The sequence below is a fragment of the Tenuifilum thalassicum genome (assembly GCF_013265555.1).
GTDB classification, from domain to species: Bacteria; Bacteroidota; Bacteroidia; order Bacteroidales; family Tenuifilaceae; genus Tenuifilum; species Tenuifilum thalassicum.
In genome coordinates this window covers 1,576,404-1,589,263 of record NZ_CP041345.1, presented here as the reverse complement: position 1 = coordinate 1,589,263, position 12,860 = coordinate 1,576,404, and the positions used below count along the sequence as shown (strand labels likewise).

Below are 12,860 nucleotides of genomic sequence, written 5' to 3'. Positions count from 1 at the left end.
AATGTTAGAATATGACCAGTGAAAAGCTAATTAGAGTTTTGGTTGTTGACGACTCGGCATACATTCGCAAGGTGATGAAGCAGATGCTTGAGCGTAGCCCATTTATTGAGGTTGTAGGAACTGCCATTAATGGTGTCGAAGCATTGGAGAAGGTTAAGGAACTTGATCCCGATGTAATTACACTCGATCTTATCATGCCGGTTATGAACGGTGTGGAGTTTCTAAAAAATCTTATGCCCACCAATCCCAAGCCAGTGCTAATTGCAAGTATAGCTAGCGAGAATGGGAGAATGACAATGGATGCCATAGAGGCAGGAGCTTTAGAGTATATACAGAAACCAACAGCACTTGCCACGGAAAAAATTTATGAAATAACAAATGAGCTAATTGAAAAAGTAAAGATACTTGCACAAACCAGAATTCCCAAACCTGAAACTGCAGTAGCTGAAATTCACAATAGGAGGCTAAAATCAAATAATAGGTTTGAGATTGTTGTAATTGGAGTATCAACTGGGGGACCACAGGCATTAAGAAAAATCATTCCTTTACTACCAACCGATTTTCCTCTTCCAATATGTATAGTGCAGCATATGCCTGAGGGTTATACTGCCATCTTTAGTAACCGATTAAATGAGCAATCCAAAGTTAAAGTAGTGGAAGCCACTGAGGGAATGACGGTTGAACCCGGTAAAGTAATCATTGCTAAAGCAGGAAAACATTTAGCTATAACCCCCTTGCAAAATGGAAAAAAAATAGCTAAATTGATGGCAGGTAATGCATCGAACCTGTACTGCCCGGCAGTAGATGTATTATTTCGGTCTGCCGCTGAGGTTTATGGCGAAAAGGTCCTTGGCTTGGTTTTAACCGGAATGGGAAACGATGGTAAAGAGGGAGCTGCATGGATAAAAGCAAAGGGCGGGATTGTTCTAACCGAGGCTGAGAGCACGTGTGTGGTTTACGGTATGCCGCGCTCAGTGGATGAGGCAATGCTTTCCGACGAGCGCATTCCTCTTGAAGAAATTGCTAAACGGATTGTAGAGCTAACCTGTACAGTATTGTAAAAAACAAAAGAAATATCAGATATGATTAAAAAAATTTTACTTGTTGACGATTCTGCACTCTCAAGGAGACTCATGAAAAAGGCACTCCGGCAAATTGCTAATTTACAAATCATTGAGGTTAGCGACTCGTTAGTTGTCCTTGAGACATTTTTGCATGAATCACCCGATCTTATTCTACTAGACCTTACCATGGAAGGGATAAACGGTTTGGAGTTGCTAGCTAAAATTAAAGAGCTAAATCCAAACCAAAAGGTAATAATAGCATCAGCCGATATTCAAAAAGCCACAATTGAAGAGGCTATGCAAAAAGGGGCATTTGGATATATTACCAAACCCTTCAATGAAGCAGAAATTATACAAAAGGTTGAATCGGCACTTAAATGAAGTGGCTATGCTTACTCCAGAACAATACGACTCACTTACCGAACTGGTGAATATTGGTTTTTCACGAGCTGCAAACTCGCTTTCGGAGCTTACTGGCGACCGTATTATCCTTAACGTTCCCAAAGTTAAGCTAACTACTGTTTCCCAAATGGAGGAGCATCTATCGCCTAAGTATCCCGGGGAGGTAAGCACAGTTCACCAAATTTTCAAAGGAGAGATATCTGGCGATGCCGTTTTGGTACTCGATAGTAAAAGCGGGCTTAAACTCTGCGACTTGGTTGCCCAATATGAGATTGGACACTACACCGAATATACCACAGAGGCAATTGAGGTGCTTACCGAAACAGGAAACATTATCATGAACTCCTGTTTGGGTATTTTTGGAAACATGCTTAACGTACACTTCACCTTTAGCATTCCGCACATGTCTGTTACTTCACTAAAAGCGATGATTCAAAGCTTAATTTCCGGTAAAAACAAAAATGATTATGCCCTCCTTATAACCATGAGCTTTATTATGCGCGATTCGCATATTACGGGTTATATTATCATGTTAATGAGTATTAGCTCTTTTGAACTTTTAATCTCCTCGTTATCGAAGTTGGAAGAAAATTAGTTGCCATGGAACATGCCGAAATCCTTAGAAGGGTAGCAGTTGTTGAGGATAATCCGTTTGATGCTGAGCTTATCAAAAGGAACCTGGAACGCTCAATTCAACCAATACACATTACCTATTTCCCCAATGGCTTAAGCATTCTCAAATTTGCCGATGAGTTCAGGGTAAGTCATCCCCGCAGGAACAGCCCCTTTCAAGCTGTTTTCCTTGACCTGAAAATGCCACAGGTTGATGGTTTTGAGGTGCTCAAGACCCTGAGGAATAATCAGCAGTTTAAATATACTCCTATTGTGGTATTAACATCATCAAACGAAACCGATGATATTATCCGTAGCTACTCCCTTGGCGCTAACAGCTTTGTTGTCAAGCCCCTTGAACCACACATATTTAAAGAAACCATAAAGATATTAGGTAACTACTGGATTGATATCAATAAAATTGAAACCTATTAGTTCATGGAAAAACATACTAGAATACTAATAGCCGAAGATTTAAAAACCGACCTTGAACTAATAATCAGGGAGCTAAAGCAACATGGTTTAGAATTTGATTACCAAACCACAGATAATGAGGAAGAATTTGTAAAGCTGCTTACCTCTGTTACCCCCGATATCGTTTTAACCGATTACATGATGCCGCGTTTCACCGGCATGAAAGCCCTAAAAATTGTTAAAGAGTACGACCCGTTAATTCCTGTTATTGTGGTAACCGGCTCAATGAACGAGGAAACTGCTGTCGAATGTATGAAGGCTGGTGCTTCAGACTATGTTATAAAGGAACACCTTAAACGTTTAGGACCGGCTGTTGAACATGCATTAAGAAATTCTAAGGTAGAAAAGGAGAAGCGCGACGCTGAGCTAAAACTAAAAGAAACAGAGCTCCGATTTAAATTCATAGCCGACAATGCAAACGATGTAATCTATATTGTCCGATTTTACCCAAAAACTCATTTTGAGTACCTAAGCCCCTCATTTGAACGAATATCGGGATATAAAGTTGAAGAGGTATATAAAAACCACAGGTTGTTATTGGATTTGATTCATCCCGACGATAGGTGTGTAATTGAGAATATTGCCGCCAAAAAAAATCTGAACAATTACTTTATAACCCGATGGCAAACCAAAAAGGGCAGCTCCATTTGGGTTGAAATGCATAGTACCCCAATTTTAAATGATAAAAACGATATAGTTGCCATACATGGTATAGCACGGGATATAACAAAACGAAAACTTGCCGAAATAAAACTACAAGAGCGAGAACAAACCCTCTCGAATTTGGTGGAGAACCTGCCCGGTTTTATTTATCGTTGTGCTAACGACAAGAACTGGACAATGATATACCTAAGTCCGGCGGTTAAAAAGGTAACCGGTTACGAGCCCGAAGAGCTAATTAACAACCAGACACTCTCTTTTAATGATATTATTTTACCCCAGTACAGGCAAGCAATATGGGAAAAATGGCAAATTGCACTTTCAACGCAGGAAAAAATAGTTGATGAGTATGAAATCCTGACAAAAGATGGTCAAACTCGATGGGTATGGGAACAAGGAAAGGGTATTTACGACGAAGAAGGAAATCTCCTTTTTATCGAAGGATATATTGCAGATATTACAGAAAGGAAGAAGGCAGAGGCTGCTATTAGGGAAAAGGAACGCGAGCTAGCAGAAATATTTAACTCAACCCAAGAAGCTATAATTATATACGATTTTGATAAGCACACCATAATCGATTGCAATACTGCAACAAGAGAGCTATATGGATACAGTAAAGAAGAGCTCATAGGCAAACCATTTGGTTACCTTAGCTCTTATAACCCGCCATATACCGAAGCGGAAGCAACCAAGATTATTAATAAAGTTGTTAATCAAGGTTCACATACTTATACTTGGCAGGGAAAAAAGAAAAACGGAGAAGCACTTTGGATAGAAGTATCGCTTAAGATAGCCACAATTGGTGGCACTCCGCGTTTTATTGCTGTTATACGTGACATTACCGAACGTAAAACCTACCAGGAAAAAATAGCTCAACGGGAGAGTGAGTTCAGGGAGATATTCAATTCCACATCCGAGGCAATAATAATTTACGATACTCAAAATGGCAGGATAATAGATTGCAATGCAAGAGCTATTGAGATGTACGGCTATTCAAGCAAGGAAGAGTTCATAAAACTCACATACAGAGACCTCGGTTCAGATACCCTTCCCAATACCAATGAGCTGATTAACATCCATTCGAGTAATGCAACAAAAAATGGTCCGCAGAGATTCGACTGGCTTGCTAAAAAGAAAAATGGCGAGCATTTCTGGGTGGAGGTTAGCCTGAAAAGAACCAAAATTGGCGGTTATGACAGAGAATTGACTGTTATTAGGGATATTACCGAGAGGAAAAAGTTTGAGCAGGATTTAATTGATGCCAAAGATAGAGCTGAAGAGAGTGACCGCCTTAAATCGGCCTTTCTGGCAAATCTATCGCATGAAATTCGTACCCCCATGAATGCCATTATGGGTTTTAGCGACCTGCTTAAACTTCCTGTTGATGAAGCTAAGCGAAGTGAGTATATCGACATCATACAGAAAAGCGGTAAACGCTTGCTCGATATTATTAGCGAAACCGTTGAAATAGCTAAGCTTGATACCGGTATGGTTAAACCCAACCCCGAGAGTTTTGAACTGAATCAGTTCATGCTGGATATTTATAATGAGATGAAAATCAAGGCTACAGCAAATAAAGATATAGAGCTTATTCTTACAAACCAAAACCTAAGCACTCCATTTAACATATATACCGATAAGGTAAAGCTACAGCAAATCCTAATCAATCTTATTTCAAATGGTTTAAAGTACACCCCAAGGGGTAGCGTTAGTTTCGGGTATGAGCTAATTAACAATCGAATAGTTTTTAGAGTTAAAGATACCGGTATAGGAATTGAACAAAAATACCGTGAAATGATATTTAAACGATTTTTCAGGGTTCAAAATCCATTAACCATTAAGGTTGGAGGTATTGGACTCGGATTAGCCATATCGAAGGCATATATTGAGCTGCTTGGAGGAACAATTGAATTGGATTCCATTATTGGGCAAGGCACAATCGTTACATTCTCCATTCCCTACCAGCAACCAGAGACTCTACCTGAAAGTAACGAGGAGATACCATTTGAACAGCTGCAAGGAAATAATGAACTTCTGCTTGTAGCTGAAGATGACGACTTCAACTTTTTGTTTATCAATGAGATACTATTATCATCAAACTATAAATGCATACGAGCAATAAATGGTCAGGAGGCGGTAGAACTCGCCCGAAAGAATAATGAAATCAAACTTATACTAATGGACCTCAAAATGCCAGTCATGGATGGCTATAAGGCATTTGAGGAGATAAAAGCATTTAAACCCGGCATTCCTATTGTGGCCCAAACGGCTTATGCTCTCGGCGAAGATAAGGAAAGAATTAATAGCCATGGATTTGATGGCTATATCAATAAGCCGATTAAAAAACATGAGCTGCTAATGGTAATTAAGGAGAAACTTAGCAATTAAAATTAACCCAAATTATTTAGAACTTAAGCTATCTTACCAAAACTTACTTAGCACAATTTGAAAAGGTGTGCATTTTTTTAAATAGGCCAAACATTAAACAACTTATTTCAACTAGTTGTGTACCAAATGTTTATGTAGCAAGGCGAGCAATTTATCCCTGAAGATAGGCTTAGAAATATAGTCGACACAGCCGGCTTTTAGTGCTTTTTCCCTATCGGCTTTGGCGGCATAGGCTGTTTGGGCAATGATAGGAATCTCAGGATTAATACTCTTAAACTTTTCTATCACATCGTACCCAGTCATATCAGGAAGCTTGATATCCATTAAAACCATATCATAGCTAGGATTAGACCTGAAATGTTCAATTGCTTCGAGCCCTGAGCTTTCAATATGGTACTCAAATCCCAAGCTATCAAATAGCTCTTTAAAATATGCCACGTTAAAAGTATCATCTTCTACAATAAGTAGCTTATACCTTTGCAGGCACTCCGGGTTAGCAACTTCCTCGTTTGTGGTTGACCGGTTTTGTGTCTCCGGTTTATATGGTATTGAAAAGTAGAACGTTGTGCCTTTTCCCACCTCTGATTTTAGCCAAATTTTACCCCCAAGAAGATTAACTAGGCTCTGGACTATGGTTAAACCAAGCCCTAAACCGTCGTAAATAACACCTTGTGGGCTTGATTTTTGGAAACGTTCAAAGATTTTATCCTGCATATCGGCAGGTATGCCAATTCCGGTATCTGAGACCCGAAAAACTAAGTTATCGTTATTCAACTCATGAAATCCAAACTCAATATACCCTTTATGGGTAAATTTCATGGCGTTATGGATAAGGTTCGTGAATACCTGGCGCAACTTGGCCTCATCGCTAACTATTACATTTGATATGTTTTCAGGTAACGGGCTGAGCTTAATCTCAATATCGTGCCTCTCCATTCTTACTTTATACCCTTCAAATGTTTGAAGCAGGTCTGTAAAGATTCCATTAAGTTCAAATGGCTTAAATTCAGCTTTAAGTTGCCCCGATTCTATTCTTGAAATATCAAGTAGCTCATTTACAATGTCAAGCAAATCGTATGAGCGTTGCTTAATAACGCTAGTGTAGTAACTTATCTTTTCTTCGTTATCATGGTCATTTTCAAGAATCTCAGCAAAACCAACAATGGCATTCATGGGGGTGCGAATCTCGTGGCTAATGTTTTGCAGGAAAGCAGTTTTCAACTTATCACTTTCTTCCGCCTTCTCCTTAGCAGTGATAAGGTCTTGTATCAGCTTTTTCTTTTCAGTGACATCAATCTTTATTGATAAATAGTAGGAGTTTCGCCCCAACTCATCAGTAATGGGTACTATTATAGATTCTTCGTAGAATATTTCACCATTTTTTCGTTTATTGATAAATTCACCCCTCCAAGTATTTCCTGTGGTTATAGTATCCCAAAGTTCAACAAACCTTTCTTTGGGCGTTAGTCCCGATTGCAGAAATCTTGGATTCCGGCCAATTACCTCTTTAGATTCATAACCTGTTATATCGGTGAAAGTTGAGTTTACGTAAACAATCTCAGGTTTTAAAGATGTTATAATGATAGAAACGGGACTTTGCTCAACAGCAGCAGATAGCAGCTTAATAGATTCGCTTTTACGCTTATAATCTACAGTTCTTGCAATCTGCTCAGAGAAAAATTCAAGTATGTACTTTTCCCTCTCTCCAAAGGCATTTGGATTTGAGTAATGCTGAACAGCCAGTACACCTATTATCTTATCATGATATTTTAGTGGCACCCCTAGCCAAGATTTTGGTTTTGTACCAAAAATCTCAATTTCGTTTTCAGCAATAAGCTTATCAAAACAGTCGGGTTGACAAATCAAACTTTTTCCAGTACGAAGAATATACTCAGTTAATCCGCGAGAATTCTTTCGGGGTTTGGGTGGAATAGCATCCTTAATGTCAACAAAATAAGGGAAAGAAACCACCTGGGTATCCTCATCGTAAAGTGCGATGTAGATATTATCAATATTAATTAAATCCTCAATTATCTTATTTATTATGGTAAAAACGCGATTCAGTGAGAAATTAGAGCTGGTCATACGGGCAATATCGTATACCGATTTCTGCAACACCTTATCAACTTCCTCATCGGTAATGTCGCGAAGAATAACTTCAATAGAATTATGATTTTTGTTATACTCATAGCCAGGAATATAAACAGCCTCGACCCACTTAATATTTTCATTACCAGAACTTATTTTGATTCTCTTTCTTAGAAATTCATGACCAGTACCTGCATTTTCCAGTACAAGTTTAATACGTTCTTTAGGTAAGAAGCGGTTAATAAGATCAGGGTCTTCCTGGTGCTGAGTTAGGTTAAATCCCAGAATTCGTTGCGCTTCCTTGTTAATATATTCAACATAAATATTCGGATTAATTACCACCCGTACCAAACCAAAAGGAAACTCATAATGAATCCTGTTTACATGCGATAGATAGCTATTGTAGTCGGTTTGTATATTGATGTTGCTCCTATTTATTCTTCTGAAAAAGTACTTGGCTAAAACCGCTTCCAGCCATAACTTATTGCTACATACAACAACATCATTAACATCCGCTTTTAAAACATCCTTAATGTTAATGCCTTCAGCCTGACCTGAGAGAAGAACTATTACGGGAATAGTCGGATTATAGTTGTTACGAAGTTCAACTAAGCTATTAATATTTTTTATTTCGTTTTCATCGGTGTGGAAAAGGATAACACCATCAAAAATATTTGATAAATAGGCAATGATTTTATCGAAACTACTAACAGGAATCAGCTCGCAATGGGAAAAATCGCTATTCTGGGCTATTTTACTAACCAATTCATGGCAATGCTCACTTGAATCGCCAAGCAGTAGAATTTTAATCCTATTTTGCGGCTGCTCGTTCATTGCTAGCTTTACATAAATTTTTCAATTGCATTAATTATTTTATCGCTACTTAAGGGTTTTGTTAAAAAGTCGGAGCAGCCCGATTCTAAGGCCTCGTTTCGGTCGGCATCGGTTACAAAAGCAGTTTGGGCTATAATGATTGCGTTCGGAAGAAACTCTTTAATTTTTCGTGTAGCCTCATGGCCACTAATGCCAGGAAGCTTGATGTCCATCAAAATTATATCTGGTTTGTGCTCACGTGCAAGTTCAACAGCTTGCTCACCGTTAAATGCAGTAATTAGCTTAGCTTTTGTTTTTGACAAAAAGTTTTTAATTATTAAAGAGTTAAACTTATCATCTTCTACAATCAGAATTGTTTTATCGTTCCAATCTCTTTCCATTAGGCTGCTGATTTATATTAAAAAATCTTACTGAAATTAATAAACTATAATAATCGCAGGGTAATCCCTCTTTATAAAATCGCACTTTTTTTGAAATAGCTTTACAATCGTCTAGATATTTACAAATAATTCGTTCATTGCTAACACCTCTCGAAATAAGCAAATTCCTTAGGGATTTAACCCTTGCAATAGCACCAGATATATCTGGCTCAAAATCATGTAAAAATCCATTAAGTTCAATCCCAATATAGTTATTTTTATTTAGAAAATCAATTAACCAATCGAGCTGGCAGAAACTTTTTGGTTCAGAATTGAACTGACCAATGTCAAAAAAGACTTCATCAAGGATAGCATAATGAGAGCCAAGAGTATCGTAGAGAAATAATTCGGAATTTTTTATAATGCTTAACGGAACGTTATGCATAGATACATCTACATTCTCATCCTTATTTACTAATTCTACCCTAACATCATCTATGTAATAGTACGCAAGCTGGTTTGTAAGAATTACCTTTTGTAATGATGAGTTAAGGTTGCTAATGTCGTTTTCAAGATAATGGGTTTCGGAATCATTAAAAAAGTTCCCAATGGTTAGATATTGCTCTCCCCCACGAGCACGAAAGGTGTCAGCAAACTCAGTCCAAATGCCTGGCGTAGAAAAAACGACTATAGAATCGATAAAAGCTTGAGGTTTAACAGACAAAACACCCTTTTTTTGTTTTAATGGCATCTCAGAGAACGCAACGCCAAGCCTGTTCGATATAAAGGTTGAGTTTTGGGAAAGGGCATACTTGAAGCTAACCCGGTAGAGCTGATTGGGCTGCAAGGTTGTTTTTAGCTTTGTTTGAACGTATTCCCTATAGTTTATACTTTTAACTTTGTGCTTAGTGTCAGGTTTAGGTAGTTTAGCATTCGTAATGGTTACAGGCATTAAAGGGCCACTATGTAAATAATCGCGATAATCTACTTCATCGGAAATCTCAGGGGTGTCTAAAAGTACAAGACCTATGAATGCATCGCCTTCGGCAGGGAAAATACTTCCCATAAAATTTTGAGGTACCCCAACCATTTCCTTACTGCATCGGTGGAAATAATCGGGAGTACCCCTTGTAGGCATTATCCAATCAGGGATAAATCTTTTTGAGTAGTTAACAGTAAAATTATCGGGACATTTGTAATTATTTTCAAAACCTCCATTCCTTACAAGATTTTGACTCCTTGTTATTGACCCAGTGCTAACGCAAGAAACGACAAGCAGAAAATGCAACCATTTCATTAGTAAAAAGCCGATTAAAAACCAGTTTTAGGTACTCTCCTCCAATATATCGATACACCAGCACAAACACGAGCATCTGCAGCATCAGTAAACTCTTTTTTACTAGCCAGGATTGTTATTTCAAAAATTACATTTTTTGTCTCCTCAACTGTGAATCCAACGTTTTCAATATAATCATCATCAGCATTATCGTAGAATACACTATTATCCTTACCATTAATAATTCTAAACTGGATAGGATAATATCCTCTTTCAGTACAAATGCCAATTTTATAATCGTATCCACCGTAAAGAACAACTTTATATTTAAAAGTCTTTTTTGCTTCTACCATACGGCTGCGTGATTGGCCAAATGGTCTAAAACCGTTAATATCAGGTGGTGTACATTCTCTTAATTTATGGAATCCTGTACATTGGGCGTTAGCAGAAAAATAAGCAGCTAATGAAAAAGTTACTAAAAGAAATATGCGCTTTAACATAACTTGCAGATTTAAGGTTAATACTTAAGTTCAATAAGCTTCTTTCTAACATCAAGAACCATAGCACGAAGGTGTGCCAAATCGGTTTTGTTCAGTTTTTGAGTACTACCTCCCGAGATAGTGAAGTGGTTTTCACTATCCTTTACAACTACTTCATCATTAGCTTGCACTAATTTTTCCTTAAAGAAATCAAAGATTTCTGAAATATCTTTTGTCAGCTCTTTAAACTCTGGCTTATCGGCATTATAAGCCATAAAGTTAGAGTAATAGTTATCGAATACGGCGCTTTGATCAACTACTGATTGAATAGCCTCGTCGGGGTTAACCGCATTTTCGATGGAATTAATTCCAATGTTAAGCACCTCAATTGCAGCACCAATACCAATCATGGATAGGAGCTCATTGTTGCCAGATTCAATTATTGTATTATAGGCATTTTCTGAAAAATCCTCAAAAATGGCATCTAAGGAATCGGGGTTGTTAAGATTTGCATCAAAACGTTTGAAATAAGCATCGTTAAGGATTGAACCTATTCCCAAATTAGCCGATAAGTCCTGTACTGCCTTAAAATACTCCGATGATGCGCTGCGTTGGTTAAAATAATTTGCATAAGCAAAATCGGCAAAGTATACACCTAGGATTAAAGCTTTATGCTTTATCATTTCCGTTTTCTTTTCAACCCCTAAAGGTGCCATGTAGTCATCTGAATACTTTATACCAGTAGTCAATACAATGCTTAAAACCTCTGAAGGAGTTGGAAGCATTATATCCATTTCGATTTCAGAAAGGGTATCTTCTGTAAGAACAGTATCGGTAATTTCCTGCTTGTTTGTTTTGCAACCTGAACACGATACAAATAATGCCGGTAGTAATAGCATTACAGCTAAAAAGAAACTCTGAAAACGCTTCATAGGCTATTTTTTTAAGTAATTTGATTAACCCCGAATTTAAACCCTTTACATTTAATATGCAAATGTTTTATGTTTTTTAGTACAGCGTAAATTCAACAAGCAAATGCGACACAATTAAAGAACTCTGTTTTTGGAGTACTAAAATGCAAATTCTTCCTTGGTCTTCTGTTTATTTTATGTTGTACCTGTTTCACAAAATCTGAATCAAAGGTATCAAAATTTGATTTTTTAGGGATGTACTGTCTTATTAATTTATTAGAGTACTCACTTAATCCCCTTTCCCAAGAAGAATATGGATGAGCGAAGTAAAAGTCAGCCTGCAATTTTTTCGCTATTTTTTCATGTCTGGCAAATTCGGAACCGTTATCACTGGTTATTGATTTTACGCTGTTCTTATAGGGCAGTAGCATTCTAATTACGGTATTAGCAAGTCCATCTGCATCTTTACCATCCTCCAATTTCCTTATTAAAATCATTGATGTTTTTCTTTCAACTAAAGTTACCATTGCTCCTTTATTATTCCTCCCAACAATTAGGTCAATCTCCCAATCACCAAAACGCTCCTTGTTGTTTATTACAGCAGGCCTATCGTCAATGGAAACCTTGTTTCTTATAACCACATGCTTCCCTCCAACAGGGCGATTGCGGTGTTTTAGCTTATGCCGCATATGCTTATGCAGCTCTCCTCCGGCCTGTTTATCTGCCCTTATGTACTGGTATATTCTTTCATGAGATACCATTTCAATCCCATTTCTATCACAATGTCCCTTTATTTGCTCTGGCGACCACTGCTCTTCTTTTATCCAATTGTCTATCTTTACTTGCATGCTTGTATCAAACCTGCGATTCTGACAGAAACGCTCTTTCCTCTCTTCCGCTAACTCGTTAGCAGAATCAGGATTATAAGCACCTCGCTTGCTACTATTGCGACTTATTTCACGATAATTAGTGCTCTTGTGAACTTTTAAAGCCCTGGCTATTGCACTTTTTGTTTTCCCGCAATCCAAATACGCTTTTAATGCGTATCTTTGCTCCAATGTCAAATGCTTCATCCGTATTTTTTTTTGGCGAAAACAAAGGTCGAACATTTGCATTAAGAGAGAAAATACTTTTTAGTTTTTCTCTCTTTCTTTAATTTAAATTCTTTTCTTGTCGTTGCCTATTGATAATCAGAATAACTTTTTTAACGCTTTGCTAAAAGTTATTTCCGATTATCAACAGACCATCATCATCATCATTCAAGAATTTTTTCGCATTTACTAATTGAACTTTCACAGCCTAAAAGCTTTTCA

Annotated in this window: 11 protein-coding genes; 5 read left to right on the top strand and 6 right to left on the bottom strand. The window is 37.6% G+C overall.

Going from position 1 to position 12,860, the window contains the following annotated elements:
- The first annotated feature begins 11 nt into the window (after positions 1–11).
- Genes FHG85_RS06625 through FHG85_RS06605 form a run of 5 tightly spaced genes read left to right on the top strand, consistent with a single transcriptional unit; the run spans position 12 to position 5,600 of the window.
- On the top strand, positions 12–1,061 hold the full coding sequence (locus FHG85_RS06625; protein WP_173074215.1) for a protein-glutamate methylesterase/protein-glutamine glutaminase: 1,050 nt from the start codon (positions 12–14) through the stop codon (positions 1,059–1,061).
- A 21-nt stretch (positions 1,062–1,082) separates the two neighbouring features.
- The gene (locus FHG85_RS06620) at positions 1,083–1,445 is read left to right on the top strand and encodes a response regulator (RefSeq protein WP_173074213.1); all 363 of its coding nucleotides are present in this window, start codon (positions 1,083–1,085) and stop codon (positions 1,443–1,445) included.
- 7 nt (positions 1,446–1,452) lie between these two features.
- Positions 1,453–2,061 (top strand): chemotaxis protein CheC, encoded by a 609-nt coding sequence (locus FHG85_RS06615; RefSeq protein ID WP_173074211.1) that lies wholly within the window; start codon positions 1,453–1,455, stop codon positions 2,059–2,061.
- Between the two features lie 5 nt (positions 2,062–2,066).
- Positions 2,067–2,513 carry a response regulator gene (locus FHG85_RS06610; protein ID WP_173074208.1) on the top strand — a complete coding sequence of 149 codons (447 nt, stop codon included), beginning with the start codon at positions 2,067–2,069 and terminating at the stop codon, positions 2,511–2,513.
- Positions 2,514–2,516: 3 nt separating this feature from the next.
- Positions 2,517–5,600, top strand: a complete 3,084-nt coding sequence (locus FHG85_RS06605; protein ID WP_173074206.1) for a PAS domain S-box protein — start codon at positions 2,517–2,519, stop codon at positions 5,598–5,600.
- A gap of 111 nt (positions 5,601–5,711) precedes the next feature.
- On the opposite strand, the gene FHG85_RS06600 is transcribed toward FHG85_RS06605, so the two are convergent.
- From FHG85_RS06600 to FHG85_RS06575, 6 genes are all read right to left on the bottom strand, one after another.
- Complete coding sequence (locus FHG85_RS06600; protein ID WP_173074204.1) at positions 5,712–8,522, bottom strand: ATP-binding protein; 2,811 nt, start codon at positions 8,520–8,522, stop codon at positions 5,712–5,714.
- 8 nt (positions 8,523–8,530) lie between these two features.
- Positions 8,531–8,902 (bottom strand): response regulator, encoded by a 372-nt coding sequence (locus tag FHG85_RS06595; protein ID WP_173074202.1) that lies wholly within the window; start codon positions 8,900–8,902, stop codon positions 8,531–8,533.
- Positions 8,880–10,178 (bottom strand): OmpA family protein, encoded by a 1,299-nt coding sequence (locus tag FHG85_RS06590; RefSeq protein ID WP_173074199.1) that lies wholly within the window; start codon positions 10,176–10,178, stop codon positions 8,880–8,882. The genes FHG85_RS06595 and FHG85_RS06590 overlap by 23 nt, the downstream gene beginning before the upstream one ends.
- Positions 10,179–10,192: 14 nt before the next feature.
- A complete protein-coding gene (locus FHG85_RS06585; RefSeq protein WP_173074197.1) occupies positions 10,193–10,657 on the bottom strand; it encodes a hypothetical protein in 465 nt (154 codons plus the stop codon).
- A 17-nt stretch (positions 10,658–10,674) separates the two neighbouring features.
- Positions 10,675–11,568 (bottom strand): hypothetical protein, encoded by an 894-nt coding sequence (locus tag FHG85_RS06580; RefSeq protein WP_173074195.1) that lies wholly within the window; start codon positions 11,566–11,568, stop codon positions 10,675–10,677.
- Between the two features lie 92 nt (positions 11,569–11,660).
- Positions 11,661–12,620 carry an IS30 family transposase gene (locus tag FHG85_RS06575; RefSeq protein WP_173074193.1) on the bottom strand — a complete coding sequence of 320 codons (960 nt, stop codon included), beginning with the start codon at positions 12,618–12,620 and terminating at the stop codon, positions 11,661–11,663.
- Positions 12,621–12,860 lie beyond the last annotated feature (240 nt).